29 protein-coding genes are annotated in these 26,752 nt (G+C 70.3%); 16 read left to right on the top strand and 13 right to left on the bottom strand.

Annotated features, from left to right (window positions below):
* Nucleotides 1-19: 19 nt before the first annotated feature.
* On the bottom strand, nt 20-1,456 hold the full coding sequence (locus ACIBUY_RS21265) for a regulator (RefSeq protein WP_365561867.1): 1,437 nt from the start codon (nt 1,454-1,456) through the stop codon (nt 20-22).
* A 222-nt stretch (nt 1,457-1,678) separates the two neighbouring features.
* Between ACIBUY_RS21265 and ACIBUY_RS21260 the strand changes: the two genes are divergently transcribed.
* From ACIBUY_RS21260 to ACIBUY_RS21240, 5 genes are all read left to right on the top strand, one after another.
* Entirely contained in the window at nt 1,679-2,020 is a 342-nt protein-coding gene (locus ACIBUY_RS21260) for a 5-carboxymethyl-2-hydroxymuconate delta isomerase (protein ID WP_365561864.1), read from the top strand.
* Between the two features lie 74 nt (nt 2,021-2,094).
* A complete protein-coding gene (gene lipB, locus ACIBUY_RS21255; protein WP_399153333.1) occupies nt 2,095-2,907 on the top strand; it encodes a lipoyl(octanoyl) transferase LipB in 813 nt (270 codons plus the stop codon).
* Nucleotides 2,908-3,053: 146 nt separating this feature from the next.
* Nucleotides 3,054-4,019 (top strand): lipoyl synthase, encoded by a 966-nt coding sequence (gene lipA / locus ACIBUY_RS21250; protein WP_365561861.1) that lies wholly within the window; start codon nt 3,054-3,056, stop codon nt 4,017-4,019.
* 303 nt (nt 4,020-4,322) lie between these two features.
* The gene (locus ACIBUY_RS21245; RefSeq protein ID WP_365561858.1) at nt 4,323-4,520 is read left to right on the top strand and encodes a hypothetical protein; all 198 of its coding nucleotides are present in this window, start codon (nt 4,323-4,325) and stop codon (nt 4,518-4,520) included.
* Nucleotides 4,521-4,563: 43 nt separating this feature from the next.
* The gene (locus tag ACIBUY_RS21240) at nt 4,564-5,265 is read left to right on the top strand and encodes a DUF4191 domain-containing protein (protein WP_365561857.1); all 702 of its coding nucleotides are present in this window, start codon (nt 4,564-4,566) and stop codon (nt 5,263-5,265) included.
* 86 nt (nt 5,266-5,351) lie between these two features.
* Here the strand turns inward: ACIBUY_RS21240 and ACIBUY_RS21235 are convergent, their stop codons facing one another.
* Nucleotides 5,352-5,819 (bottom strand): RDD family protein, encoded by a 468-nt coding sequence (locus ACIBUY_RS21235; RefSeq protein ID WP_365561855.1) that lies wholly within the window; start codon nt 5,817-5,819, stop codon nt 5,352-5,354.
* 210 nt (nt 5,820-6,029) lie between these two features.
* Here ACIBUY_RS21235 and glnA point away from each other — a divergent pair, with 210 nt between their 5' ends.
* The gene (glnA, locus tag ACIBUY_RS21230; protein WP_365561852.1) at nt 6,030-7,439 is read left to right on the top strand and encodes a type I glutamate--ammonia ligase; all 1,410 of its coding nucleotides are present in this window, start codon (nt 6,030-6,032) and stop codon (nt 7,437-7,439) included.
* A gap of 426 nt (nt 7,440-7,865) precedes the next feature.
* Nucleotides 7,866-8,237 carry a CPCC family cysteine-rich protein gene (locus ACIBUY_RS21225; RefSeq protein WP_399153332.1) on the top strand — a complete coding sequence of 124 codons (372 nt, stop codon included), beginning with the start codon at nt 7,866-7,868 and terminating at the stop codon, nt 8,235-8,237.
* Nucleotides 8,238-8,435: 198 nt separating this feature from the next.
* On the opposite strand, the gene ACIBUY_RS21220 is transcribed toward ACIBUY_RS21225, so the two are convergent.
* From ACIBUY_RS21220 to ACIBUY_RS21205, 4 genes are all read right to left on the bottom strand, one after another.
* Nucleotides 8,436-9,335 (bottom strand): NAD(P)-binding domain-containing protein, encoded by a 900-nt coding sequence (locus ACIBUY_RS21220; RefSeq protein WP_399153331.1) that lies wholly within the window; start codon nt 9,333-9,335, stop codon nt 8,436-8,438.
* Between the two features lie 85 nt (nt 9,336-9,420).
* Complete coding sequence (locus ACIBUY_RS21215; protein ID WP_365561846.1) at nt 9,421-9,780, bottom strand: DoxX family protein; 360 nt, start codon at nt 9,778-9,780, stop codon at nt 9,421-9,423.
* A gap of 23 nt (nt 9,781-9,803) precedes the next feature.
* Entirely contained in the window at nt 9,804-10,946 is a 1,143-nt protein-coding gene (locus ACIBUY_RS21210; RefSeq protein ID WP_399153330.1) for an erythromycin esterase family protein, read from the bottom strand.
* Nucleotides 10,943-11,533 (bottom strand): NADPH-dependent FMN reductase, encoded by a 591-nt coding sequence (locus tag ACIBUY_RS21205; protein ID WP_399153329.1) that lies wholly within the window; start codon nt 11,531-11,533, stop codon nt 10,943-10,945. The genes ACIBUY_RS21210 and ACIBUY_RS21205 overlap by 4 nt, the downstream gene beginning before the upstream one ends.
* Before the next feature lie 222 nt (nt 11,534-11,755).
* Here ACIBUY_RS21205 and ACIBUY_RS21200 point away from each other — a divergent pair, with 222 nt between their 5' ends.
* The 3 genes from ACIBUY_RS21200 to ACIBUY_RS21190 all read left to right on the top strand — a co-directional run bounded on the left by ACIBUY_RS21200 (nt 11,756) and on the right by ACIBUY_RS21190 (nt 14,471).
* On the top strand, nt 11,756-12,598 hold the full coding sequence (locus ACIBUY_RS21200) for a helix-turn-helix transcriptional regulator (protein ID WP_365561839.1): 843 nt from the start codon (nt 11,756-11,758) through the stop codon (nt 12,596-12,598).
* Nucleotides 12,599-12,862: 264 nt separating this feature from the next.
* Nucleotides 12,863-13,798, top strand: coding sequence for an FG-GAP repeat domain-containing protein (locus ACIBUY_RS21195; protein ID WP_399153328.1), 936 nt, complete (start codon nt 12,863-12,865; stop codon nt 13,796-13,798).
* A 136-nt stretch (nt 13,799-13,934) separates the two neighbouring features.
* A complete protein-coding gene (locus ACIBUY_RS21190; RefSeq protein WP_365561834.1) occupies nt 13,935-14,471 on the top strand; it encodes a DUF1269 domain-containing protein in 537 nt (178 codons plus the stop codon).
* An 80-nt stretch (nt 14,472-14,551) separates the two neighbouring features.
* On the opposite strand, the gene ACIBUY_RS21185 is transcribed toward ACIBUY_RS21190, so the two are convergent.
* The 6 genes from ACIBUY_RS21185 to ACIBUY_RS21160 all read right to left on the bottom strand — a co-directional run bounded on the left by ACIBUY_RS21185 (nt 14,552) and on the right by ACIBUY_RS21160 (nt 20,564).
* Nucleotides 14,552-15,283, bottom strand: a complete 732-nt coding sequence (locus tag ACIBUY_RS21185; protein ID WP_365561833.1) for an ANTAR domain-containing protein — start codon at nt 15,281-15,283, stop codon at nt 14,552-14,554.
* A gap of 12 nt (nt 15,284-15,295) precedes the next feature.
* Nucleotides 15,296-16,144, bottom strand: coding sequence for a GAF and ANTAR domain-containing protein (locus tag ACIBUY_RS21180; RefSeq protein ID WP_365561831.1), 849 nt, complete (start codon nt 16,142-16,144; stop codon nt 15,296-15,298).
* A gap of 24 nt (nt 16,145-16,168) precedes the next feature.
* Nucleotides 16,169-18,034 (bottom strand): CheR family methyltransferase, encoded by a 1,866-nt coding sequence (locus ACIBUY_RS21175; RefSeq protein WP_365561828.1) that lies wholly within the window; start codon nt 18,032-18,034, stop codon nt 16,169-16,171.
* 10 nt (nt 18,035-18,044) lie between these two features.
* A complete protein-coding gene (locus ACIBUY_RS21170) occupies nt 18,045-18,626 on the bottom strand; it encodes a chemotaxis protein CheB (protein ID WP_399153492.1) in 582 nt (193 codons plus the stop codon).
* A 121-nt stretch (nt 18,627-18,747) separates the two neighbouring features.
* Entirely contained in the window at nt 18,748-20,094 is a 1,347-nt protein-coding gene (locus ACIBUY_RS21165) for a DUF2252 domain-containing protein (protein WP_399153327.1), read from the bottom strand.
* A 17-nt stretch (nt 20,095-20,111) separates the two neighbouring features.
* Nucleotides 20,112-20,564, bottom strand: a complete 453-nt coding sequence (locus ACIBUY_RS21160; RefSeq protein WP_399153326.1) for a hypothetical protein — start codon at nt 20,562-20,564, stop codon at nt 20,112-20,114.
* A 113-nt stretch (nt 20,565-20,677) separates the two neighbouring features.
* On the opposite strand from ACIBUY_RS21160, the gene ACIBUY_RS21155 reads away from it, so the two are divergent.
* On the top strand, nt 20,678-21,862 hold the full coding sequence (locus ACIBUY_RS21155; protein WP_399153325.1) for a winged helix DNA-binding domain-containing protein: 1,185 nt from the start codon (nt 20,678-20,680) through the stop codon (nt 21,860-21,862).
* Nucleotides 21,863-21,941: 79 nt separating this feature from the next.
* On the opposite strand, the gene ACIBUY_RS21150 is transcribed toward ACIBUY_RS21155, so the two are convergent.
* Nucleotides 21,942-22,220, bottom strand: coding sequence for a hypothetical protein (locus ACIBUY_RS21150; RefSeq protein ID WP_399153324.1), 279 nt, complete (start codon nt 22,218-22,220; stop codon nt 21,942-21,944).
* Between the two features lie 126 nt (nt 22,221-22,346).
* Here ACIBUY_RS21150 and ACIBUY_RS21145 point away from each other — a divergent pair, with 126 nt between their 5' ends.
* The 5 genes from ACIBUY_RS21145 to ACIBUY_RS21125 all read left to right on the top strand — a co-directional run bounded on the left by ACIBUY_RS21145 (nt 22,347) and on the right by ACIBUY_RS21125 (nt 26,734).
* On the top strand, nt 22,347-22,709 hold the full coding sequence (locus ACIBUY_RS21145) for an arsenate reductase family protein (RefSeq protein WP_365561819.1): 363 nt from the start codon (nt 22,347-22,349) through the stop codon (nt 22,707-22,709).
* Between the two features lie 88 nt (nt 22,710-22,797).
* Complete coding sequence (gene glnII / locus ACIBUY_RS21140; protein WP_365561816.1) at nt 22,798-23,829, top strand: glutamine synthetase; 1,032 nt, start codon at nt 22,798-22,800, stop codon at nt 23,827-23,829.
* A 307-nt stretch (nt 23,830-24,136) separates the two neighbouring features.
* Nucleotides 24,137-24,688 carry a winged helix-turn-helix domain-containing protein gene (locus ACIBUY_RS21135; RefSeq protein WP_365561814.1) on the top strand — a complete coding sequence of 184 codons (552 nt, stop codon included), beginning with the start codon at nt 24,137-24,139 and terminating at the stop codon, nt 24,686-24,688.
* Nucleotides 24,689-24,833: 145 nt separating this feature from the next.
* Nucleotides 24,834-26,099 (top strand): sensor histidine kinase, encoded by a 1,266-nt coding sequence (locus ACIBUY_RS21130; RefSeq protein WP_399153323.1) that lies wholly within the window; start codon nt 24,834-24,836, stop codon nt 26,097-26,099.
* Complete coding sequence (locus ACIBUY_RS21125) at nt 26,084-26,734, top strand: response regulator transcription factor (protein ID WP_365561808.1); 651 nt, start codon at nt 26,084-26,086, stop codon at nt 26,732-26,734. Before ACIBUY_RS21130 ends, ACIBUY_RS21125 begins: the two co-directional genes overlap by 16 nt.
* Nucleotides 26,735-26,752: the final 18 nt, after the last annotated feature.

Here is a 26,752-nt window from a genome sequence, read left to right as displayed (position 1 = left end):
CCGGCGCCGGGCCCCGCACTCACCCCAGCGCGGCGACCTTCTCCCGGTACCCGCGCACGGGCCCGGCGTCGCGGTACGGCTCCAACCGCCGCTCGAACTCCCGCACATACTCGTGCGCCCGCACCGACCGCATGTCCGCCGCGGCGGCAGCGGCCTCCGCGCCCAGGGCGCAGGCCGCGTCCAGCTCGCCGAGCCCGAGCCGCGCGGAGGCGAGCACCACCCGGCAGAACAGCCGGCTGCGCGCATAGCCCGGCGCCCTCAACTGCAGGGAACGTTCCGCGTGTTGGGCCGCGGCCCGGTACTGCTGCAGGTCCCGGTGGCAGTGCCCGAACTCGTCGGCCAGCTGCGCCTCGTCGAAGAACCGCGCCCAGTGCGGCACGTCTTCCCCGGTACGCGCCGCCTCGAGGGCCCGCTCGGCCCGCACCAGGGACGCCGTACAGGCCCTGATCTCGCCGAGCACCCCGTGCCCGCGCGCCTCCACGGCGTGCAGCAGCGCCTGCACCACGGCCGGCGCGGACGCGCCCACGCCCTGCTGCGCGACCCGCGCCAGCTGCACCGCCTCCCGGCCGTGCCCGAGGTAGACGGCCTGCCGGCTCATGGTGACCAGCACGTACGACCCGTACATCCGGTCACCGGCGGCCTGCGAGAGCCGCAGCGCCTGCACGAAGTACCGCTGGGCGAGCCCGTGGGCGGCGATGTCGTACGAGGTCCAGCCCGCGAGCCGGGTCAGATCGGCGACGGCACCGAAGAGCCTGCGCCCGGTCTGCTCGCCGTACGCGCCCCGCAGCATGGGCTCCGCCTCGTGCTCCAGGTAGCGCACGAGGGCCTGGCGCGCGTGCCCTCCGCCGTAGGCGTGGTCGAGCGCCCGGAACAGCTCGCTCACCGACCGCAGCGCCGCGATGTCGCCGCCCGTCACCTTCTGCCCCGGCCCGCGCTCGGTCTGGGTGCGCTGCCGGGGCACGGCCGGACGGCCCTGGACCGGGACCCGGGGCGGCATCTCGCCGCGCGCGACCCGGTCGTCGGCGCGGCCGATCAGCCAGTCGCGGCTGGGCACGACGAGCCCGGCCGGGGTGAACGCGATCTTGCGCAGCTCGGCATGGCTGCCGGAGTCCTTGCGCCACAGGCCGCTGACGATGTCGACGGCCTCCTCGGGCGAGCCCGCGAACTCCAGCCCCGCGTACACGGGCGCGCAGGCGTCGAGGCCGAGGTCCTGCGCGGACAGGCGGCGCCCGAGGCGGCGCGTGAACACCTCGGCGATCAGCGCGGGTGTCGTCCCTCTCGGCTGCTGCCCGCGCAGCCATCTGGTCACCGATGTCTTGTCGTAGCGCAGGTCGAGACCGTGTTCCAGGCCTAGCTGGTCCACGCGGCGCGCGAGCCCCGCATTGGAGAAACCCGCCTCCGCGATGAGCGCGGAGAGCTGGCGGTTCGGTGTGCGCTGCGGAGGTCGTTCCGTCATCAGCTGTGCGGTCTCCTGCCTTCCGGGCCGGGGTGCAGCCCTCATGGAACGGCGCGAATGTAGCGGCGATATCCGCCCCTGACCGGACCTTCGCAAAGCCTTCATCCGATCGTGTGACGAACCGTTGGCGGGGTGGACGGACGCGGCGGTCCGGAGGCCCCCTCCGGGTGACTCCCGCGTGGCTCTACGATGCTTGTGCGCTACACCCGGAAGGTTCCTCACGTGCCGCACATCGTCATCGACCACACCGACACCCTCGCCGGCACCGTCGACATCCCCGCCCTGGTGGCGGAGCTCCATCCGCTCGTCGTCGACCGGGTCCGCTCGGTGGGCGTCGGCAAGACCTTCGTCCGCCCTTCGACGACGTACGTGGACGGGTCCTTCGCCCCCTTCCTGCACGTCGAGGTGGGGCTGCTGCCGGGCCGCCCGCAGTCCCTGAAGACGGCGCTCTCCGAGGACGTACTGGCCCTCCTCGACAAGCACACGTCCGCGGCGCCCGGCGTCACGTGCTCGGTCGAGGTGCGGGATCTGGACGCGTCCTACCGCCTCTTCCCCACGCACTGAGCCCGATCGGGGCGCCGTACAGTGGTTCGGGGCGCGACAGATGCACGGTGAAGTTTTGTGAGGGAGGCGCTGCCGTGAGTGAGTTCCGGTTCGTCCGCATGGGATTCGGTGCGGACATGGTCGAGTACCAGGAGGCCTGGGACGAGCAGCGCCGCGTGCACGCAGCGCGCTTCGCCGACGAGATCCCGGACACCTGTCTCCTCCTCGAGCACCCGCCGGTCTACACCGCGGGCCGCCGCACCGCCCCGGAGGAGCGCCCGCTGGACGGCACCCCCGTCATCGACGTGGACCGCGGCGGCAAGATCACCTGGCACGGCCCGGGCCAGCTCGTCGGCTACCCGATCCAGAAGCTGCCCCGCCCGGTGGACGTGGTCGCGCACCTGCGCCGCCTGGAGGACGCGATGATCGCGGTCTGCGCCGAGTTCGGCATCGAGGCCGCGCGCGTCGAGGGCCGGGCGGGCGTGTGGGTCCTCGGCGACCCGGTCGAGCAGCGCACGGCCCGCAGAGAACACAGTGGGCTCTCGCTCGACTTCGACCCGCGGCTCAGCAGCGAGGACGAGGAGTTCGACCACCGCCTGGTCGGCCCCGAGTACGCGCCGTCGAACGCGGGGCAGCGCCACGAGGACCGCAAGATCTGCGCCATGGGCATCCGCGTCGCCAAGGGCGTCACGATGCACGGCTTCGCGCTGAACGTGAATCCGGACACCTCGAACTTCGACAAGATCATCCCCTGCGGCATCCGCGACGCGGGCGTCACCTCCCTCTCGTACGAGCTCGGTCGCGAGGTCACGATGGACGAGGTGCTGCCGGTGGCCGAGAAGCACCTCCAGGCTGTGCTCGGCGGGGCGGACCTCAAGCCGCGGGTCGTCGAAAAGGCCTCGGCCTGATCCCCGTACGGGAAGCACGCTGATCCCCGTACGGGAAGCGCGGGGAATGCACCCTCATGGCCAGAGGTTGGCCATCCGTGAGGGCCATGAACATCACGGGCGTACCCTGATGTACGCCGAGGAATCGAAGCTTTAGGGAGCCGGTCGTGTCCGCAGTCGCACCCGACGGACGCAAGATGCTGCGCCTGGAGGTCCGCAACAGCCAGACCCCCATCGAGCGCAAGCCCGAGTGGATCAAGACCCGGGCGAAAATGGGCCCCGAGTACACGAAGATGCAGAACCTCGTGAAGTCCGAGGGCCTGCACACGGTCTGCCAGGAGGCGGGCTGTCCCAACATCTACGAGTGCTGGGAGGACCGCGAGGCCACGTTCCTCATCGGCGGTGACCAGTGCACGCGGCGTTGTGACTTCTGCCAGATCGACACCGGCAAGCCCGAGGCCCTCGACCGCGACGAGCCGCGCCGCGTCGGCGAGTCCGTCGTCACGATGGACCTGAACTACGCCACGATCACCGGCGTCGCCCGCGACGACCTGGAGGACGGCGGCGCCTGGCTGTACGCGGAGACGGTCCGCCAGATCCACGCGCAGACCGCCGAGCGTGCCGAGGGCCGCACGAAGGTCGAGCTCCTGGCCCCCGACTTCAACGCGGAGCCGGAGCAGCTGGCCGAGGTCTTCTCGTCCCGCCCCGAGGTCTTCGCGCACAACGTGGAGACGGTGCCGCGCATCTTCAAGCGCATCCGCCCCGGCTTCCGCTACGAGCGTTCGCTGAAGGTCATCACGGAGGCCCGCGAGTACGGCCTGGTGACGAAGTCGAACCTGATCCTCGGCATGGGCGAGACCCGCGAAGAGGTCTCCGAGGCGCTGCGCCAACTGCACGACGCCGGCTGCGAGTTGATCACCATCACGCAGTACCTGCGGCCCTCCGTGCGGCACCACCCCGTGGAGCGCTGGGTGAAGCCGGCCGAGTTCGTGGAGCTGAAGGACGAGGCCGAGCAGATCGGCTTCTCCGGTGTGATGTCGGGCCCGCTGGTCCGCTCCTCGTACCGGGCCGGACGGCTGTACCAGATGGCCATCGAGAAGCGGGGCGCGTACGTCGCGTCGCAGGCGGTCTGAAGCGGCCTGAACCCAGACCGTGTGAATTCACGCACAAGTGGCTACTGATCGGTAGTGGCTGGTAAGACGCGGTCCTGACCGTCCTCGCAGCTGAGGACGACCGTCAGGGCCGCGTCAGCGTTTGGGGCCCGAGCGTCAAGGCTTCATTGGTGTTTGACCGTCCGGTCACGCCCTGGTAACACCAATCAGTGACCCTGAAATCACCGCACGTACATCCCTAGCCAAAGCCGTGATCCGCTCAGCGATCCACTCAGCGATCCACTCCGTGATCCGCTTCGTCCGCTTCCGAGGGGGGACCTCCAGATGCAGGCCGCGCCCGTACGCGCCACCGCGATCCCGACGTTCACCGACGCCCTGCGCGTCGTCGAGTCGCTGCTGATGAGCAGTGGCCAGCGCACCGCCCGCCGCAATGCCTGGACCTCCGTCCTGGAGGACCGCCGCCGTGCCAAGGACAGGGTCGAGGCCCAGCGCGTCCTGGAGTCCGTCGCTTCCCGGGGCTGATGCTGCTGTTCATGTGGCGTCCCCGGCCACGTAGACTTCAAGCATGGCGAGGAAGGAAACCGCAGCGGACGCTGCGAACCCCGGGCGACTCAAGCAGATCGCCCTGACTTTCAAGATGACCCGCAAGGCCGATCCCAAGATCGGTCTTGTACTCGCGGCTGTGGGAATCGTCACCTTCGGTGTCTTCCTCGCGATCGGCTTCCTGATCGGTCACCCCATCTATCTCGGAATTCTCGGCTTCCTGCTCGCCTTCCTCGCGATGGCGATCGTCTTCGGACGCCGTGCCGAGCGAGCCGCCTTCGGGCAGATGGAGGGCCAGCCGGGTGCGGCGGCCGCGGTGCTCGACAACGTCGGGCGCGGCTGGACGACGACCCCCGCGGTCGCGATGAACCGCAGCCAGGACGTCGTGCACCGTGCGGTCGGCAAGGCCGGCATCGTGCTCGTCGCCGAGGGCAACCCGAACCGGGTGAAGTCGCTGCTCGCGGCCGAGAAGAAGAAGATGGCCCGCATCGTCGCGGACGTCCCGGTCCACGACCTGCTCGTGGGCAACGGCGAGGACCAGGTGCCGCTGAAGAAGCTCCGCACCACCATGCTGAAGCTGCCCCGGGTCCTCACGGGCCCGCAGGTGACCGCGACCAACGACCGGCTGCGGGCCATGGGTGACCTGATGTCGAACATGCCGCTGCCGAAGGGGCCGATGCCGAAGGGCATGCGGATGCCCAAGGGCGGGGGCCGGATGCGGTGACGTCCCGTCGCCGCTGGACTCAAAAGGCGCCCGGAGCTTGTGCTCCGGGCGCCTTTTCATCTGCCACCATCTGCCACCGCTCTCCGTCAGCCACGGACCTCCACGGACTTCGCCACCCGGTCGTGCAGACCGCGGCCGTCCCGGTCCCAGATCAGCGCGGGCACGGCCACGCACAGCAGCAGCGTGCGGACGAGGACCCTGCCGAGGCCGAGGCGGCCGCCGGACTCCGAGACGACCCGCAGGCCGAACAGCCGCTTGCCGGGCGTGCAGCCGACGGTGCCGACCGTGAGGACGCCGAGGGCGAAGAAGATGAGCAGCGCCCAGTTGCCCGTCGCCTGGCTGTAGCCGTGCGTGACCAGGCCGTATGCGATCAACATGCACAGCGCCCAGTCGACGATCAGGGCTCCGAAGCGACGGCCGGGGCGGGCGATGGAGCCGGGGCCCTGCTCGGGCAGGCCGAGCTGCTCACCGCGGTATCCGAACTCCGCGCCCGAACGTTCCAGTGCCTCACGGGGCCCGGACAGCCACGAACCCATTGCTTCCCTGTTATCCACGCATCCACGGTACTGCGCCGCCCCGCGGGCCCTGCCTTGACCCCGTGCTCACACCTGGTCCGGTTAACTTCGGCGAAACAAATGGGTCATGCTTGAGAAATCACGCCTGCCTATGGTCGGGTCCCAGCGTGTGCCGCCGCACTGGCCGCGCGATCGAGCTGTACCGAGCTGCAACCCCGCCCCTCCCCGGGTGGGAGTAGGAGGAGTTGGATGTTCCAGAACGCCGATGACGCCAAGAAGTTCATCGCGGACGAGGACGTCAAGTTCGTCGACGTCCGGTTCTGCGACCTGCCGGGTGTGATGCAGCACTTCACGGTGCCGGCTGCGGCGTTCGACCCGGCCGAGGAGCTCGCCTTCGACGGTTCCTCGATCCGCGGCTTCCAGGCCATCCACGAGTCCGACATGGCGCTCCGTGCCGACCTGACCACCGCGCGCGTGGACCCCTTCCGCCGCGACAAGACGGTCAACATCAACTTCTTCATCCACGACCCGATCACGGGCGAGCAGTACTCCCGTGACCCGCGCAACGTGGCGAAGAAGGCCGAGGCGTACCTGGCCTCCACCGGCATCGCCGACACCGCGTACTTCGGCCCCGAGGCCGAGTTCTACGTCTTCGACTCGGTCCGCTTCGAGACCTCCGCCAACCGCTCGATCTACGAGATCGACTCCGAGGCGGGCGCCTGGAACACGGGCGCGGTCGAGAACAACCGCGGCTACAAGGTCCGTTACAAGGGCGGTTACTTCCCGGCCCCGCCGGTCGACCACTTCGCCGACCTGCGCGCCGAGATCTCCCTGGAGCTGGACAAGAACGGCCTGCAGGTCGAGCGCCAGCACCACGAGGTCGGCACCGCCGGCCAGGCCGAGATCAACTACAAGTTCAACACGCTGCTCGCCGCGGCCGACGACCTGATGCTCTTCAAGTACATCGTGAAGAACGTCGCCTGGCGCAACGGCAAGACCGCGACCTTCATGCCGAAGCCGATCTTCGGTGACAACGGCTCGGGCATGCACGTCCACCAGTCGCTGTGGCAGGGCGGCTCCCCGCTCTTCTACGACGAGCAGGGCTACGCGGGCCTCTCGGACATGGCGCGCTACTACATCGGCGGCATCCTCAAGCACGCCCCGTCGCTCCTCGCCTTCACGAACCCGACGGTGAACTCGTACCACCGCCTGGTCCCCGGCTTCGAGGCCCCGGTCAACATGGTCTACTCGCAGCGCAACCGCTCCGCGGCCATGCGCATCCCGATCACGGGCTCGAACCCGAAGGCCAAGCGCGTCGAGTTCCGCGCGCCGGACCCGTCCTCGAACCCGTACCTCGCCTTCTCGGCCCTCCTGATGGCCGGCCTCGACGGCGTCAAGAACAAGATCGAGCCGGCCGAGCCGATCGACAAGGACCTCTACGAGCTGGCTCCCGAGGAGCACGCGAACGTCCAGCAGGTCCCGACCTCGCTCCCCGCGGTCCTCGACGCCCTCGAGGCGGACAACGAGTACCTGCAGGCCGGCGGCGTCTTCACGTCCGACCTGATCGAGACGTGGATCGACTACAAGCGCACGAACGAAATCGCCCCGATCCAGCTGCGGCCGCACCCCCACGAGTTCGAGCTGTACTTCGACATCTAAAAATCGGGTCTGGGTGACCTGGGCGGGCACCTTGAACGCATGCGCTGACCTGCGAAAATGCTGCTCAGCAGTGCTCGCTGTTACTGCTTGCTTTCCGCCCTCTTGTGCACCGCGTGTGCACCGCTCGACCGGTTCTCTGACGTAGCGTCAGCAACAGTGAGGCCGCCACTCCCCGTCGGGGTGGCGGCCTCACTCGTTCATGGCACGGCCGCACCCGAGACCTACGCATTACGAGAATCTGCAAGATCGTGCCAGGTGGTGTGGTTCCACACTGAACCCTGCCGTGCCTGGTCAGGAGCACAGCACTGCTGCCGCTCATGACGCTTGATCCAACGTGTACGTCCCCATCCGCTCACGGATCGCGTGGGCCGGGCGAGCCCGGAACCCCAGTAGTGAGGCGGGCGAACCATCGTCCACACTGCGCGGATGAGCAGCCCCTGCCCCTGCGCGTGCTGCGGGCATCTCGTCCTTGACGACATGCCCGGCTCCTACGAGATCTGCCCCGTCTGCTTCTGGGAAGTCGACGGCGTTCAGTTCCGCTGGCCGACGATGGCCGGTGGAGCCAACAAGACCTCGCTCGTCGACGCCCAGCGCAACCATCAGGACTTCGGTGCCTGCGATCAGCAGGGCTTGGCCCATGTTCGCCCGCCGGCCGCGGACGAACCGCTCGATCCAACCTGGCGCCCCATTGATCAGTCCCGCGATTCCTTCGAGGACTGGGAGGCAGCGGAGCGGGCCCTATGGCCCGAAGGCGCCGAGACATCTCGCCTGGCACAGACTGAGCCAACGCCCGCCTGAGAGGAACCCCCACCGTCGGGCGCGCCCCTCCGGGCGGGGTGGTGTCAACAGGAGACGCGCAGGGCGCGGTGACGGTGCAGGCGGCCGTCGCGCTGTCGACGGGGCGGGGCCGGGGTGGGCGAGGGCGCTACCGGCCTCCAGCGGACGTGACCGGTCGGCCGGGCGGACAGCGGTACGGCCAGCGGCTTGCCGAGGGTTTCAGGATCCGTGCACCAGTGCGGCAGCCAGGGCGACTTCCGTGCCCGCCAGACCGACGGAGCAGAAGACCGTGATCTGATCGGGAGCAGTGCGGGCAGCCGCCGCCCCCGCCAGGACGGCACCGAGATCGACCATCCGGCCGGTGTCGAAGACGTGTGGTTCTGGGTAACGGGCCGCCTGGGAGGGGGAGTCCGTGAGGATCGTCGAGGCGCGATCGGCCAGAGCTGCGGGTACCTCGTGTCGTGAGACGGTCTTGGGGCCGAGGGTGGTCACATGGGTTCCCGGGGAGATCCAGTCGGCGTCCAGGACCGGCACCGTGCTGTTCGTGGCCACGATCACCACGTCCCGACCACGCACGGCGCTCTCCGCCCTTCCTGTCGCGCTCGCCCTGACACCCAGCTCATGGGTGGCCCTGCGGGCGAAGGCTTCGGCGCGTTCGAGACGGCGAGCCGCGACCACGACCTCCTCGACCTCTCGCACGGCGCGCAGGGCCCACAGCTGCGTCCAGGCTTGTGTGCCTGCACCCACGATGCCCACACGGACGGGGCCGGGACCGGCCGCCACGTCCACGGCGACGGCGCCGATGGCTCCGGTCCGTCGAGCACCGAGTTCCGCACCGTGCACCACGGTCAGGAGTTCACCACCCCGGGCACTCCAGACAGCCACCAGTTGCTCCGCACCGACGAGCGTGTCGTAAGCCCGGAAGCCGAACAGTTCTTGCGCGCGCAGGTGCCCGGCGGTGAAGACCAGATGCCCCCCGCCGAGATCGGCACGCGCACGCGGTGGCGCCTGCGCGGTGCCTTCGTGCCGGGCCAGGATCGCCGTCCGTACGGCCTGGACAGCTGTCCGGGCATCGAGCCGGGCACGGACGTCGTCGTCGTCGAACAGTCGAGGGGGCATGGCTGCGTTCCTTGTCACCTGAGACGGAAAGAGAGAGTTCTGTCGGCGCGGCCACGTTCGGACCGTCCGTCCGCGGCCGAAGGCCCTACACGACGTACGAGACGATCAGGACGGTGATCGCGAGAGCGAGCATGCCCAGGCAGTTCAGCCAGAACTCGTGACGGAGGAACCGGGCCCGGACGTGTGCGTGGACGGCGCACAGGAAGTAGACGACGACCCCGGTGCTCGCCGCGACACCGATCCCGTCGTACGCCAGTCCGGCCACAAGGCCCGCCACGGCGAGCAGCTTGACCACGATCAGTGTCCACCACCAGTCGCGCGGCAGGCCCACTCCTTCGAGGCAGGTCCGGATGAAGGCGGGCGGCCGGATCGACATCAGGGCGTCGCCCAGCAGGACGAGGGCGAGGAGTGCGGTGGGCCACCACAGGCCCGGAACATGGAACATGACTTCTCCGGTCGACCGCGCGGTCACGTCGGGTTGTGCAGCGGGGAGACCCGGCCGATGTGGACGAGGACGTCGAACGCGTCGGGCAGCGAAGCGACGGTCAGGTGCTCTGCGGCGTCCCGCGCGGCGGTGTAGACGCCGCTGATCACCCGTGCCGTGGCAGGGCCCCGCCAGCGCCGACGCTGCACGTCGTCGCGCAGGTCCACCCAGGTCGCAGGGCTGTCCGGGACGGCGAGCCGCGCATCGATCCAATCGGGCTCGGGTGGCGGGACGACGACGCCGCCCAGGTCACCGTGGTGGAAGCCGATCGCGACCGACACGTAGGCCCCGCCGTGTCGGTGACGCAGCACGCTGCCCACCGTGGGCCGAGCACCGCGCTCGGCGGCCAGCCCCAGGGTGACCGGCGTCGCCGCGGTGTGCGCGATGCCGTCCCAGTAGGCCACCCGGCGCCCCGTGCTGACGTGGTGCCCGGTGATGGCCTCCCCCCAGGTCCGGGCGTCTCCCGCGTAGTCGTCACGTCCGGCGACGCTGCGTTCGTGGAAGCGCACGATGCGGCGCATGGGTGCGAGGAGGGAGGTGTCGGGCAAGCGCTCGACGACCGCCAGCGCGTCGCGGGCGTGGTCGGCGAAGGGGCGACCGGGATGCAGCCCGCGGGCCTGCTGGACGTGTTCGTCGGTCTCGTGCGCGGTGCGGATCGGCTCCAGGTGCCGTGCCAGTTCCGCCAACCGGTGCGGAGCGGCGGCGCGTACACCCGCGAGGACCGCGTCGTAGTCGGCCGGTCCGGCCTGGGCGAGTTTGACGCCGAAGACACGGACCGGGTCGTCGCGGTGATCCCGGTTGAAGGCACGGATCCACCGGAGGGCCTCGGCTGTCTCGGCAGTCCGCCAGGGCCGCCAGGCACCGTGCAGGGCGGAAACCGCCGTACCCTCCCCACCGTTGACGTACGCGTCGAGCCGCTCGCCCGCGACCGCGTCGTCCTGTAGGGCGAGTGCGCGGAAACCGTGTCGGCGGACGAGCCGGCGGAAGAGCTGGTCGCGTACGACGAACGTCTCGTGGGCCGCACGGGTGGACTCGCCAAGTCCGGCGACGGCCGCGTCGGCGGCGATCGCGTCCGCGAGTGCGTCGAGCCGGGCTTCGGTGAGGGGCCCGGACACCGAGGTCGTCATGCTCGTACTCCATCGCGCAGCGGCTGGAGCACACGACTCCACTCGACGGTCTCGGCGAGGACCGTGGCGAGCGCCCGCGTCTGATGAGCGCCGGGGGTGAACCGGCCGGCCAGGACGGGGTCGTCGATGGTGAAGTCGCCGAGGAGCGACAGGGCGACCTGGGAACGCACGGTGGCGACCTTCAGTTCGGCCAGGACGAGGCGCAGGTGCTCGACGGCGCGGGTCCCGCCGTGCAGTCCGTAACCGACGAATCCGGCGGCCTTGTTGTTCCACTCGCCGTAGACGAAGTCCAGGGCGTTCTTCAGCACGCCGGGGATCGAGCGGTTGTACTCGGGGGTGACGAAGACGAAGCCGTCGAAGGAGCGGACGGTCTCGCTCCAGGCCACGGTGTGGTCCTTGCTGTACCGGCCGGAGGCCGGGGGCTGCGGCTCGTCGAGGTTCGGCAGGTCGAAGTCGGCCAGGTCGACGACGGCGAAGTCCACCTCAGGGAGGTGCCCGGCGCCGGTCTCGGCGACCCAGTCGGCCACCATGCGGCCCCTGCGGCCCGGACGGGTGCTGCCCAGAATGATGCCGATCCTCGTGGTCATCGTTGTCGTTCCTCGTCTCTGATCGTCCGGCGGTGCTCCGGGACGAGCGTGCGACGGCACCGGGCGCGCAGCCAGCCTCCGGTCCTGACTACCCAGACCTTGATCATCCAGGTGCGACCGTCATGCGCGGGGACGGGCGAACGGGGTTCTTCGCGGGACGAGAGGCCGACCACCTGCAGGTTTCCGTTGACCCGGAGGCGTGCCGGGCCGTAGTTTTCCCCGGTGGACCGGCGCACCGAGCTCAGCAGCTTCCTCAAGTCCCGAAGGGCCCGGCTACGGCCCGACGAGGTCGGCCTGCCCGTCTACGGAGGCGAGCGCCGGGTGCCGGGGTTGCGTCGCGAGGAACTCGCCCAGCTGGCCGGTGTCAGCACCACGCACTACACGCGCCTGGAGCAGGGGCAGACGGCCAACGTCTCCACCGGCGTCCTGGATGCCGTGTCCACCGCCCTGCGGCTTTCCGTCGACGAACGCGAGTACCTGCACCGCCTCGTTCACCCGCCCCGCACGCCACCGCTCACCGGCCTCGACCAGATGCCCGAACTGCGCTACATGGTCGACGCGGTCACCGGAGCCCCCGCCTACGTCACCGGGCGCTACGGCAACCTCCTGGCCTGGAACCGGATGACCGCCGTGACGCTGTTCGACTTCCACAGCGTGGCACCCGCGCACCGCACTTGGACGCACGCGGTCTTCCTCGAGACAGAGCTGCGGACCAGGTTCAGCGAAGCCGGGGAGTGGGAGCGCACCGCGCGCCACCAGATCGCCTACCTGCGGCTGTGCTGGAGCCGGTTCCAGAACGACCCCGAGATCACTGCCGCCGTCGAGGACCTGACGTACCGGAGCGAGGATTTCCGGCGTCTGTGGGCCGAGCAACTCGTGACCGGCTGGACCGGTGAACGAGTGCGTCTCCACCATCCGCTGGTCGGCCCGTTGGACATCACGCAGGCGCTCATGCACCCGCATGACGACCTCAGCCTCACGTTCGTCATCGGCGGCGCGGCACCCGGATCACCGACGGGAACCGCCCTGCGGAAGCTTGCCGCCGCGCCCGCGGACGCTCGCTGAAGTCTCGGCCGGCTCGCCGTGCAACCAGGGCGCGGTCTTCTCGGCCGGCTAGGCGGCGCCCCCGGCCCAAGGGGTGCCAGGCGTACCGATTCGGCGGCCGCGGCTCGGACAGACGACAGCTGCGACCATGCTTGGAGGCTTCTTCGCCGCCATGGTCGGCCCCCAGAGCAGCCGAGTGGTAACGACGTCACATCGCCACGATCGGCATCCCTGCACCGCGCCGCACGGCGAGGAACCGGCTCGACGTCGCGGGGGGATGTCTTCATGACTCTCGTCGTACGCAATCGCACCCTCAAGGCACTGTTCACCACCGCCGCCGCCACGGTCGCCCTGGCGGCCACGGCCGGTTCGTCCCTCGCCGCCGGGGACCCCTCCGGCGCCACCGAGGCGCACGACCGGGCCGGACACCGCGCGCAGGCACCGCTCGCCGCGCCGCGGGCCGCCGCCGTCGCGAAGGCAGCGCCCAAGTTCTCCATGACGGCCGTGCACAAGACGACCGGCGAGCTGTACCTGTACTGGCCCGACGGCAAGGGCGGCTTCGAACCGCGGGAAGACGTGGGCGTCACCTACGACTTCCAGGCCGCCGACATCCCCGTCGACAACGACGACGACGTCTACAGCGACGGCACCTACCACCTCAGGAAGAACGGGGTGATCACCTACGCGTACATCGACGACGGCTCCGTCTACCACAGCACGCAGGTCGGCTACGGCTGGAACATCTACTCCACCGTGCTCTCCGTCGGCACGATCGCCGGCGCCAAGGAGGCCGATCTGCTCGCCGTCGACAAGAGCGGCGTGCTGTGGGAGTACCTCGCGTATCCGGACGGCACCCTCACCAAGCGTTCGCGCATCGGCGGCGGTTGGGGCCAGTACACCCAGCTCGCCGGGCAGGGCGACCTGACGGGCGACGGCAGGGCCGACCTCGTCGCACGCGACAAGTCCGGCGTCCTGTGGCTCTACCGGGGAACCGGCGACTTCAAGGCGCCCTTCGCCGCCCGTACGCAGATCGGTGCGGGCTGGAACACGTACGACCGGCTGCTGTCCGTCGGCGACCTCGACTCCGACGGAAAGTCCGACCTGGTCGCGCGCAAGGCGAACGGCGACCTGTACCGCTACTCGGGCACCGGCGTCGCGCCTGCCGTGTGGGCGAAGGCGGTGAAGATCGGTTACGGCTTCCAGGTCTACAACCTGCTGTAACCGTCGCTGTCGTCACAGTCGCCGTCGCCGTCACCGACGTGTCAGCAACGCCTCAGCCTCCTCGGGCGGAATGCGCGTAACAGCCCTAAAATCGGGCGAAGTCGCACATGTAGTCACAGCTCGGAGGAATGCCGTCATGAGCAATCTGTTCGTCGTCGCCTACAACGATCTCGCCACCGCGAACCAGGTCCGCGACAAGCTGCTCGCGATGTCCAAGGAGCACCTCGTGGAGCTCGAGGACATCGTCGTGGTCGAGCGGCGCGAGAGCGACGGGAAGATCAAGCTGCACCAGGCGGTGAACCACACCACGATGGGTGCGGCGGGCGGCGCGCTGTGGGGCAGCGTCATCGGGCTGCTGTTCCTCGTGCCGCTCCTGGGGGCCGCCGTCGGCGCGGCCGCCGGGGCGGCGGGCGGGGCCATGACCGACACCGGGATCAACGACGACTTCATGAAGGAGCTCAGCCAGAATCTGCGGCCGGGCGCCGCGGCTCTGTTCGTGCTCGTGAAGCAGGCGGCCCAGGACAAGGTCGTGCCGGAAATCGCCGCGTACGGCGGGCAGTTGGTGCAGACGTCGCTGAGCAACGAGGAGGAGGAGCACCTGCGCGAGATGGTGCAGGCCGCTCAGCAGAAGGCGTCGGCCCCGCAGGAGGAGTCGCAGGCCCCGACCTCTTGAGGACTGTCTGAGTACTGCCTGACGACTGTCTGAGTACTGCCTGACGACTGTCTGAGGGCGGTCTGGCGACTGCCCGGGGACTACTGGTCCGTGGGGTCGCCGCCCTCGGTGATCTCGCGGGCCACGTCCGCGACCTTGCGCTGCCGGGACCGCGCGTGGCGTCGTAAGCGGTCGAAGGCCGCGTCGAGGGTGATGCCGTGCCGGGCGGCGAGCAGGCCCTTGGCCTGTTCCACGACGACCCGGCTGGACAGGGCGTGCTCCAACTGGCCTGCCAGGACCCGGCTTTCGGTCAGTTCGCGCTGCAGGGACAGGGTGTGTCCCGCGGCCTCCGCGAAGGTGCGGACGACGACGAGGGCGCCCTCGTCCAGGGAGCTGCCGGGGGCGCCGAGCAGGACCAGCGCGCCGACCGTCCCGCCCGCCCCTTCCTCGGCGCGCAGCGGCAGCGCCGTCACCCGGCCGAGGCCGAGGGCCCGGGCGCGCGGGACCCAGCGCGGCCAGCGGGTCCGCACGGGCCGCTTGGTCACGTCCACGTCGATGAGTGCACAGCCGGTGGTCCGGGTGTCATAGCCGGGCCCCTCGCGCCATTCCACGGCGTCGACGGCCAGCAGGGTCAGGGCTTCGTCGGTGCCGTGGGCCTGGACGGGGGCGCGGCCGACCGGCGCGTACTGCACCATCGCCCCGCTCGCTCCGAACAGCCTGCTGCCGCCCGCCGCCACGGTGGCGAGCAAGGTCCTCGTGTCGAGCGGATCACGTGCGGCTTCGCCGGTCAACCGGGCGAAGTCCGCGGCGAGTTCCTGCTCCTGCAGCGTCACGATGACGACCTCTCAGCCGAGTCTCAGTTGTCCGGCGACGATATCCCGCGCGACCTCGCCAATGTCACGGTCGTCCGCGAAGGCACGGGCTTTGACCAGTTCCAGCGCGTCCACGACCCGGCAGCCGAGCTGAACGGCCACCATGCCCGCGGCCTGATGCACCTCGGCCCGGAAGTCCAGGCCGCCGAAGAGGCCGGGTACCGCATCCTTACCCAGGAAAACACTGCGGGTCAGCGCATCGGCGACCTGGGTGACGAGCGAGCTGGACCCGTCGCGGTCGTGCCCGTCGAAGGCCGCCAGGGACCCGATGCACTCGCCCGCCGACACCATCGGCACGGCCACCACCTGGCCGATTCCCAGCGCTTCGACCGCCGGACCGTAGCCGGGCCAGCGGGAGTTGAGGGCCTGCCCCGAGGCGACGACCGGGCCGCGTGAGAACACGCTGTCGCGCGCCGGGCCTTCACCGAGCACGAACTCCAAGTCCTGTGCCGCGCGCGAGAATTGGTCGGAGGAGGCGGCCGCCAGCTGGTTGCACTGGGCGTCGACGAGGGTGACGGCGACGCTGTCGGTGCCGCAGGCTTCCGCGACGCCCGCCATGAACAGCGGGGGCGGCCCGCCCATCTGGAGCCAGCGCGCGGCCCTGCGGGCATGGCCGGCCAGCAGCTGCGAGGCCACCCGGTGCCGGTTCGCCGTCGAGCGGTGCAACTTGCCGAGACGGATGTGCATTTCGTCGCCGCTGCGTGCGGCCAGTGACTCGTAACGCCGGGCAAGACGGAACTCACGGTCGGCGCGCTCCCGCGTGAGGGCCGCACGCTGCCAAGCAGCCAGGCCCTGCTCCGGCGAACCGCCTTGGGGCTCCATGTCCCACAGCGTACGCCCCGTGGCTCAGGCGGAGTCCTCGCTCGGACCTTCTTCCATCAACAGGACCACGCCGCCGCGGTGCCCGTCGAACGGGCTGAAGTGCACGGTGCAACTGATGGCGCGGCCCAGGCGGTTGACCGCGGGGACCACCGAGGTGCCGCGCTTGCGGGTGGCCAGGCACTCCTCCACGGCATCGCGCAGCGGCCGCGTGGGCAGCCCGAAGTCGAGCGCGAAGAAGGAGGTGTCGAGGACCTCGTCCGCGCGCAGGCCCCACAGGTCGGTGGCGCCCCGGTTCCAGCTCTTGACGTCGAGGTCCTTGTCGATGACCACGACGGCGGCCGCGATGGAAGTGAGGACGCCCTCCAGGAACGCGCGGGCCTCGTCCAGTTCCTCGCTGCGGATGCGCATCTCTTCGTTCATCGTCTCCAGTTCCTCGTTGCCGGACTGGAGCTCTTCGTTCGTGGTCTCCAACTCCTCGTTCGTGGACTGGAGTTCTTCGTTCGTGGTCTCCAGCTCCTCGATGGAGGACTGGAGTTCCTCGTTGGTGGTCTCCAACTCTTCGTTGGTGGACTGGAGTTCCTCGTATGCCGTCTCGAGGTCCTCCCGTACTCGCTTGACCTCGGACTTGAGCTGTGTGGTCACGGTGACGTCCGTGAAGGTGATGTTGGTGGCCGCGGGCAGGCCGCCCGAGCCGACGAGGGGCTGTACGACGATGTCGTAGAACTGCACGTCCTCGCCGACCCTGCGCTCCGCCCCGTTCACCCGGAGGGTGCGGCGCTCGTGCGTGGCCTGGTCGATGAGGGAGCGCAGTTCTACGGGGCGGTAGGAGATCTCCAGGTCCTGGAAGGGGCGGCCGACGTCGTTCGCGGTCAGGCCGAACCGGACACGGGCGTGGTGGTTGATGAGGACGACGACGCCCTCGGTGTCGACCGTGAGGGCGGCGCCGGGTGAGGCGTCGAGGGCCAGGTCGCGCAGTTGCCTGCTGCGGGCCACGGTCTGCAGGTCGCCGCCGCCCAGGTGGGTACGGAGCTTCGGGGCCGGCTGGTACGGCGTCGGCGAGTCGCCGGGGCGGCGGCGGAAGATGCGCTGGCGCATGGAGATGACGTCGAACCGGTCGGCGTCGTTGAGCAGCATCTCGGCCTTGCCGAGGAAGAGGAATCCGCTCGGGCGCAGCGCGAAGTGGAACCGGTCGATGATCTGGGTCTGCGCCTCGACGTTGAAGTACATCAGGGCGTTGCGGCAGACCAGCAGGTCGAGGCGGGAGATGGGGGCGTCGCGGGTGATGTCGTGGCGGCCGAAGATGACGCGGCGGCGCAGGTCGGAGCGGAAGGCGAACTGCGACCCGTTGGGCTGGAAGTACTTCTCGCGCAGCTCGGGCGCGAGCGGTTCCAGGACCCTGGCCGGGTAGAGGCCGGAGCGGGCGTCGCGCAGCGCTTCGTCGTCCACGTCGGTGCCGTAGATCTTGATCCGGTTGACGGCCTCGTCGACGCCGAGGGCCTCGGCGAACATGATGGCCAGCGAGTAGGCCTCCTCGCCGCTGGAGCAGCCCGCGCTCCACACCCTGATCTCGTCCTCGGCGTCGACCTGGGCGAGCAGTTCGGGGAGCACCTCGCGCTGGAGGTAGGTCCAGGCGTCGGCGTCGCGGAAGATCGAGGTGACGTTGATCAGAATGGTGTTGAAGAGAGCGCTGAACTCGTCGGCGTTCGTCTCCAGTTGGTCGCGGTAGTCGGTGTACGAGTCGATGCCGACGTCCGCCATCCGCTTGCGGATGCGGCGGCCGAGCGACGAGCGCTTGTAGCCGGTGAAGTCGAAGCCGCGGGCATCACGAAGGAAACCGAGCAGGTCCTCCAGGTCCTCGTCGGTCTCTGCGTCGCGCGGCACTTCGCCCATCGCTGTCTACCTATTGCCCTTTGGTGTCGACGAGTCCGCGGAGTACCGCGGGGATCTCCTCCAGAGGTAGCACGAAGTCCACTGTGCCCGTACCCACTGCCGCCTCTGGCATGCCACTGAACTCCGCGGTCTGCGGGTCCTGGACGATCACGGTACCGCCACGTGACTTCACAGCATCCACACCCATCGCTCCGTCGTGGCCCGTGCCGGTCAGGACGACGGCGATGACGCGCTCGCCGTAGGCCCCCGCCGCGGACTCGAAGAGCAGGTCGGCGGAGGGGCGCAGGAAGTGGACGAGTTCGCTCCGGGAGAGGGTGAGGCTGCCGTCCTGGCCGACGAGGAGGTGGCGGTCGGGCGGTGCGATGTGGACGGTGCCCGGGCAGGCCGTCTCGTCCTGCTCGGCGAGCTTCACCGTCAGCGGGGAGCGGCGGTCGAGGATCTCGGCGAGGACGGTCCGGTGGCGTGGGTCCAGGTGCTGGACGACGAGGACGGGCACGGGCAGTTCGGCGTCGAGGCCGCCGAGCAGGGTGATCAGGGCGTGGATGCCGCCGGCCGAAGCGGCGACGGTGATGACGGCGAAGCCGTCCGGCATCTCGGGCTGTGGCACGGTGCCCTCCGGGGGTTGCGGGTGGGCGGCTACCGGGGCGGGCCATCGTGTCCCATCACCAGCTGTGCAGCCATTGTTGCGCCTCACACCGTTCTGCGCTCCCCTGCTACGCGCCCGGTGTCGCCGCGATCACGCCCGCCGAGACCGCCCGGCGCAGCGCCGCGTGGTCCGTCGACGTCTGATCGGCGTACCGCAGGGCGAAGGAGGCGATCGCCCGGTCGAAGGTGTCCGAACCGCCCAGGTACGCGGCGATGGCGATGCGGTCGCCGGAGCGGGCGTGGGCGCGGGACAGGGCGGTGCCGCACAGGCGGGCGTACGAGAGGAGTTCGTCGGGCGGCATGCCCCCGATGTCCGCGGAGCCCTTCATGTCGCGCAGTTGACGCCAGTAGAAGGCGCGGCCCTGGGGGCCCGTCATCCAGCCGAGGAAGATGTCGCTCGCGGCCTGGAGCAGGCGCTGCCCCGAGACGACGCGGTGGCCGGGGTGAAGGTAGGTGCCGTGGTACGGGATGTGCTCCTCGACGACCGAGCGGGTCGCCTCCTTGATCTGGAGGAAGAGGGGGTCGTCCTGGTCGCGTCCGGCCAGCAGGACGATGAAGCAGCGGGTGCCGACGCTGCCGACGCCGACGACCTTGCGGGCGGCGTCCACGAACCGGTAGCGGTCGAGCAGCCGGCGGCGTTCCTCGGCGAGCGTGGAGCGGTAGTCGCCGAACATCTTGCGGATGGCCGCGGCGTCGGTGACGCCCGCGGGTTCGAGCAGCGGCGGGTCGTGGACGATGCGGCGGCGCCCGTCGGGCGTGGTCTCGGTGAGTTTGGCCAGGGCGTGCAGGCTGGTGCGGCGGGTGGCCTGGCTGAGGGTGTGCTCGACGCGGCGCCGGTGGCGGGTGGAGCGGACCAGCGGGAGCAGGGCGTGGGCGTCGATGCGCTCGTACCAGACGGCGAGCTCGCCGAGCCCGGAAAGGCGGCGCATGTTCGTGCGGTACGCGGTCACGGAGGCGCACGCCGCGCGGTGGGCCTGCTTGTCGGAGTGGCCGTTGTCGCGGGCGGCGACGGCGATCGAGGCGGCGAGGCGTTTGACGTCCCACTCGAAGGGGCCCGGGTACGTCTCGTCGAAGTCGTTGAGGTCGAAGAGCAGGGAGCGCTCCGGCGAGGCGAACAGGCCGAAGTTCAACAGGTGGGCGTCACCGCAGAGTTGGACGGTGAGGCCCGTGTGGGGTATCGCCGCGAGGTCGGCCGTCATGACGGCCGCGGCGCCGCGCAGGAACGCGAAGGGGCTCGCCGCCATCCGCCCGTAGCGGATCGGCAGCAGATCGGGGAGGCGGTCGACGCCCTGGCGCTCCAGGACGACGACCGGGTCCGCGCGGTCCGCGGCCGGGATCCAGGGGGCGTGCGAGGAGCGGGAGGCGTACTTGCGGGCGCGTTTGCCCTGGGCGGCGCGTTCGTCGGGGCTGCTCATCGCGGGCGCCCCGGCGCTCAGTGCCGCAGGGCGCGGGCGACGTCGGCGGTGACGTCGCCGTCCAGGGTGCGGTGGCTGCGGGCGGTGGCGTCCTTGGACTTGCCGGCCTCGACGTCGTTCACCTTGAGCACGACGGTGTCCAGCATGTTCCCGCCGCTGTCGCGGAAGTTGACCATGACGACGTACGACTGTGTGGACGACTGCCCGTTGCTGACGGTGACCGGGACCGTGGCGCGGCCGTCGTCCTTGGCGACGTCGCCGAGCTTCACGTCGTCCTTGGCGTTGACGCTGTCCTTGACCTCGTCGAGCTGCTTCTGTGCATCGGCCGTCGCGGAGGCCACCACGTCGGCCGCTTTGGACGCGGCGTCGGAGGGACTGGTGTCGCTGTCGGAGCAGCCCGCCACGGCGACGGCCAGGACCGTCGCGAGCAGGGTCGCACCCGCCACCCGCATACCTCGTACGCTCGCCATCCCGAACTCCTCCGCTCGCCCGGCACTGCTCGTCGCACCAGTCAACGGTGCTCCGCCGGGGGGCCGCATGCCAAGTACGGCAAACAGGTGACCGCTCCGGCAGGATGAGCGGCATGACCAAGAGGCACATCGGTACCGCCGAACGCAGGACCCGCCTGGCCCTCGCGCACCGCCTGTCCCCCGGCGCGCGGGCCGCGGGCGCCGAGGAGGTCGCCGAGTCGCTCGTGGCGCTGCACGGCACGGACCCGGCCACGGTGTACCTCGCGGTCGGGGCGCGGCTCGCCGACGCCGCCGGGACGGTCGCGGACGTCGAGCGCGCCCTGTACGAGGACCGGACGCTGGTGCGGATGCACGGGATGCGGCACACGGTGTTCGTGTTCCCTGCGGAGTCCGCGGCGACGGTGCACGCCTCGACCGGGCTCGCGGTCGCCGCGAAGGCGCGGGCCGGGCTGCTCAAGGACATCACCACCGGCAGCGACGGGCGCCTCACGCCCGAGTGGCTGGCCGGCGTCGAGGAGTCCGCGCTCGCCGCGCTGGCCCGGCGCGGGCAGGCCACGGTCAACGAACTCACCGTGGACGAACCCCGGTTGCGTGAGCGGTTCACGTACGGCAGGGGCACGAACCACGAATCGCCGCAGACCGTATCGTCGCGGCTCATGCGGGTGCTCGGCGTCGAGGGCCGGGTCGTACGCGGCCGTCCGCTGGGGTCCTGGACCTCCAGCCGGTTCCGGTGGGCGGTGGCGCCGCCGCACCCCGAACTCCCGGTCGCCGAGGCCCAGTCGGAGCTGCTGCGGCGCTGGCTCGGGGTGTGCGGGCCCGCCACGGAGGGGGACCTCAAGTGGTGGACGGGCTGGAAGGTGACGGACGTGCGCCGGGCGCTGGCCGCGGTGGGAGCCGTCGAGGTCTCGCTGGACGAGGGCGGGACGGGGTACGTCCTGCCCGGTCAACTGGAGCCGCCGGACGGCGACTTGGCGCCCTGGGCCGCCCTGCTGCCCGGGCTCGATCCGACGGCGATGGGGTGGCAGGAGCGGGACTGGTACTGCCCGCCAGAGCTGCGGCCGGCCCTCTTCGACGGCAGCGGGAACATCGGGCCGACGGTGTGGTGGGACGGGCGGATCGTGGGCGGGTGGGGTCAGCGGGCCGACGGGGAGGTCGTGTGGCGGCTCCTCGACGGGTCAGGTGGGCGTGCGGTGCACGACGCGGTGACGGCTGAGGCCGCCCGGCTCATGGAGTGGCTGGGCGGCACCGTGATGACTCCGCGGTTTCGTACGCCCCTTGAGAAAGAGCTCTCCGGCTGAGAAAGAGCTCTCCGGCGGTTGAGTGAAGGCCGCGGGGCTCGGCCCCGGACCCCGCTCCCAAACGCCGGAGAGGCCGGGATCAGCGGGCGTACCTCATCAGGGCGCGCACCATGTGGCACGTCGTGTCCGACGGCGGGTGGACGCCGATCAGTTCGGCCGTGATGCGGATCCTCTGGTTGTGGGCCTGGTTGGGGAGGTAGACGCCCGAGTCGAGCAGGGCTATCGCCAGGCGCATGGCCTTGAGGCGACGGTTGTGGGTGATGTACCAGTCACGGGGCCGTCCCGCGGGGAGCGGCCTCTTGGCGAGTGGTGCGTACGGCAGATCGATCAGCATGGGTGCGGCAGCGGGCACAGGCATCCTCCTGTCGCGCGATTCCGAGAGCCCCCGTAGCCCTCGAACACTGCTTCTATTCTACTGCCGACCACTGACAAAAGCCGCTGGCCAAGGCCTAGTTGAGGACCTCCCTCGCGTACCTTTGACCCCATGGAGATCTGGATCAACCCGGCCTGCTCGAAGTGCCGCAGCGCGCTCACCCTGCTCGACGCGGAGGGCGCCGACTACACGGTGCGCCGGTACCTGGAGGACGTGCCGTCGCCCGACGAGATCCGCGCCGTGCTCGACCGGCTCGGGCTCGAACCGTGGGACATCACCCGCACCCAGGAGGCCGCCGCCAAGGAGCTCGGCCTGAAGGAGTGGGCACGGGACGCGGACAGCCGCGACCGGTGGATCGAGGCGCTCGCGTCGCATCCGAAGCTGATCCAGCGCCCGATCATCACGGCCGACGACGGCACGGCGGTGGTGGGCCGAAGTGACGACGCCGTGCGGGACGCGATGAGTCGCGGGTAACACGGGGTTCACATGTGGGCAACGGGCGGGAAATCGCCTGTTGACAGGCTGCCGGGCAGATAGAGACCCGTGAGTGAGGATGTGGCCCGTGACGTTCAAGGCTGAGTACATCTGGATCGACGGCACCGAGCCGACGGCCAAGCTTCGTTCGAAGACGAAGATAATCGCCGGTTCGCCGGAAGGCCTGGACGCGCTGCCGATCTGGGGCTTCGACGGGTCCTCCACGAACCAGGCCGAGGGCCACGCCTCCGACCGCGTGCTCAAGCCGGTCGCCGTGTACCCGGACCCGATCCGCGGCGGCGACGACATCCTCGTCATGTGCGAGGTCCTCAACATCGACATGACGCCGCACGAGTCCAACACGCGGGCCGCGCTCGTCGAGGTCGAGGAGCGCTTCGGCGCCCAGGAGCCGATCTTCGGCATCGAGCAGGAGTACACGTTCTTCGAGGGCGAGCGCCCGCTCGGCTTCCCGGTCGGCGGCTTCCCCGCCGCGCAGGGCGGCTACTACTGCGGCGTCGGCTCGGACGAGATCTTCGGCCGTGACGTCGTCGAGGCCCACCTCGACAACTGCCTGAAGGCCGGTCTCGGCATCTCCGGCATCAACGCCGAGGTCATGCCGGGCCAGTGGGAGTTCCAGGTCGGCCCGCTCGCGCCGCTCGAGGTCTCCGACCAGCTGTGGGTGGCCCGCTGGCTGCTGTACCGCACCGCCGAGGACTTCAACGTCTCCGCGACCCTCGACCCGAAGCCGGTCAAGGGCGACTGGAACGGCGCCGGTGCGCACACGAACTTCTCGACGAAGGCGATGCGCGAGGGCTACGACGCGATCATCACCGCGTGCGAGTCCCTCGGCGAGGGCTCCAAGCCGCTCGACCACGTCAAGAACTACGGCGCGGGCATCGACGACCGCCTGACGGGCCTGCACGAGACCGCCCCGTGGAACGAGTACTCGTACGGCGTCTCGAACCGCGGCGCCTCGGTGCGCATCCCGTGGCAGGTCGAGAAGGACGGCAAGGGCTACATCGAGGACCGTCGTCCGAACGCCAACGTCGACCCGTACGTCGTCACGCGTCTCCTCGTCGACACCTGCTGCACCGCCCTGGAGAAGGCCGGACAGGTCTGATTTCGGTCATGAACCACTCGAGGGCGTCCGCATCTTCTGCGGGCGCCCTCTCCTATCCGTACCGCATCTGCTTCAATAAGGGCATGGCCAGCTCACCTCAGAACACCGGCGCACGGGGTCGTCGTCACGACCTCGAGCCGTTCTGGCCTTCCCGTCAGCACCACGACTTCGACCGAGTCTGTTGCCGCGCGACGAACGCGCAGGCCCTCTAAAGCCGTTACCCGCCGAGACCGCGGTACGGCCTTCGGTCCGCGCGCATGACGTACGTCCTCTCCCAGACGGCCTCTCGCGCGAAAGTTGACCCGCCATGGCTCACGCCCGCTCCCTTTCCGTTGCTCCTTCCGTTGCCCCCTCGGCCCCTGCCCGTACACGTCTGCGTGCTGTGGGCAACGACGACATCGCGGACGTCACCGAGTTCCTGCCGCCGGGCGCGACCCTGCTGCCCGCCCCGCCGCACACCCTGCCCGTCCTGCCGGGCCACCCGCCGATGATCGGCTACCTGGTGCTCGTACCCGCCGACCAGCAGCCGCTGCTGCCCGTCGAACCGCCGGTGCGGGAGGCGTCCGACGCGCTCATCGGGATCGACAGCGCGCAGCGCACCGCCAGCGTCCTCGGGCGCCAACTCGACCTGACCTACCTCGAGTTCGAGCTTCTCGCGCATCTCGTCGCACATCCGCACCGGGTGCACACCCGCGACCAGCTCGTCACCACGGTGTGGGGCTACGGGCACGTCGGCGACGGCCGCACCGTCGACGTCCACATCGCCCGGCTGCGCCGCAAGCTGGGTGCCGAGCACCGCAAGGTGATCCAGACCGTGCGCCGCGTCGGCTACAAGTACGCGCCGCCGGCCGGCCGCTGATCAGCGCTTCCGCCCGGACCGGGGTGTACGTAGGAACACCCCGGTCCGGGTGTCGTTCCCACTGACCCGCGCCGCTCCACCGGCCACACTGTCAGGGACAGGGCCGAAACAGCCGACCGGGCTGGTGGAGCGGACGGAGTACGGGATGGGTGCGAGGGCGCGGAGCGCCGTGGTGGCGGGGCTGCGGGGGCTGTGGGTCGCCGTGGCCGGGCTCGCCGGGTCGATCACCTTGTTCATCCTCTCGGTCCTGTCGCTCGTCTTCCTGGTCCTCGGGGTCGGCGCCCTGACCACGCCCTGGGTGCTCGGCCTCGTCCGGCACTGGGCGAACTGGCGGCGGGCCGTCGCCGGCGAGTGGTGCGGGGTGCGGATCCCGGCGACGTACCGGCCGTTCCCCGACGATCTGCGCGGCGGGGTCGTCGGGCAGGTCGAGCGATGCCGGCTGCTGCTCACCGACCCGGCGACCTGGCGCGACCTGCGGTGGCTGCTCGTCGACATGACGGCCGGGTTCGTGACCGCCCTGCTGCCCGCGGCGCTCGTCTTCTACCCGGTCGAGGGGTACGCGCTCGCCGCAGGACTGTGGCGGGTCTTCACCGACGGCACGCACATCGGCTGGTGGTACGGGTTCGTGCCGGTCAGCGGGCAGGGCACCGCGCTGCTCGCCGCCGTGCTCGCGACGGCACTGCTCGCCACCGGCCTGTTCCTCGCACCCGCGCTGCTGAAGGGGCACTTCCTGCTGACGCGGGCCGTGCTGCTGCCGCCCGGCGGTGAACTCGAGGAGCGCGTACGGGTGTTGACCGAGACGCGGCGCGACGCCGTGGACACCTCGGCGGCCGAGCTGCGGCGCATCGAGCGCGATCTGCACGACGGGGCGCAGGCCAGGCTCGTCGCGATGGGCATGGACCTCGGCACGATCGAGGCGCTGATCGAGCGGAATCCGGCCAAGGCCAAGGAGCTCGTGGCGCAGGCCAGGCAGTCGTCGCACGACGCGCTGACCGAGCTGCGCGACCTCGTGCGCGGCATCCATCCTCCGGTGCTCGCCGAGCGCGGACTCGGCGACGCCGTACGGGCGTTGGCACTGCGCCTGCCCGTGGCGACCGAGGTGGAGGTGGAGATGGCGGGGCGGGCCGACGCCCCGGTCGAGGCGGCCGCGTACTTCGCGGTCAGCGAGGTCCTGACGAACGCGGTGAAGCACGCGGGCGCGGACCGCATCTGGGTCGACATCGCGCACACCGACGGACACCTGCGGATCTCCGTCACCGACGACGGCAAGGGCGGCGTCGTGATCGGATCCGGCGGCGGGCTGAGCGGGATCGAGCGCAGGCTCGGTACATTCGACGGTGTCCTCGCCGTCAGCTCCCCCGCCGGCGGTCCCACCATGGTGACCATGGAGATCCCTTGCGTGTTGTCCTAGCCGAAGACCTGTTCCTGCTGCGGGACGGTCTGGTGCGGATGCTCGAGGCGTACGACTTCGAGATCGCCGCCGCTGTCGAGAGCGGTCCCGAACTCACCAAGGCGCTCGCCGAGTTGAACCCGGACGTCGCCGTCGTCGACGTCCGGCTGCCGCCGTCCCACACCGACGAGGGGCTGCAGTGCGCGCTCGCGGCGCGCCGGGAGCGGCCCGGCCTGCCGGTGCTCGTCCTGTCGCAGCACGTGGAGCAGTTGTACGCGCGCGAGCTGCTCGCCGACGGGAACGGCGGGGTGGGGTACCTCCTGAAGGACCGGGTGTTCGACGCGGACCAGTTCATCGACGCCGTGCGCCGGGTGGCCGGCGGCGGCACGGCGATGGACCCGACGGTGATCCAGCAGCTCCTGTCGCGGCAGGCCGCGAACGCGCCGATCGGCGGGCTCACGCCGAGGGAACTGGAAGTTCTGGAACTGATGGCGCAGGGGCGGTCGAACGCGGCGATCGCGGGGCAATTGGTGGTCACCGAGCGGGCCATTGCCAAGCACACGTCCAATATCTTCACCAAGTTGGACCTGACCGTTTCCGATGACGACAATCGGCGGGTGCTCGCGGTTCTCGCCTATCTCGATCAGGGCCGCTGAGAAATTCCGGCGGCCGAT

The organism is Streptomyces sp. NPDC050085, from assembly GCF_044460595.1.
Lineage (GTDB): Bacteria > Actinomycetota > Actinomycetes > Streptomycetales > Streptomycetaceae > Streptomyces.
The sequence above is the reverse complement of the archived record's forward strand: the minus strand, read 5'-3'. Positions and strand labels throughout refer to the sequence as shown.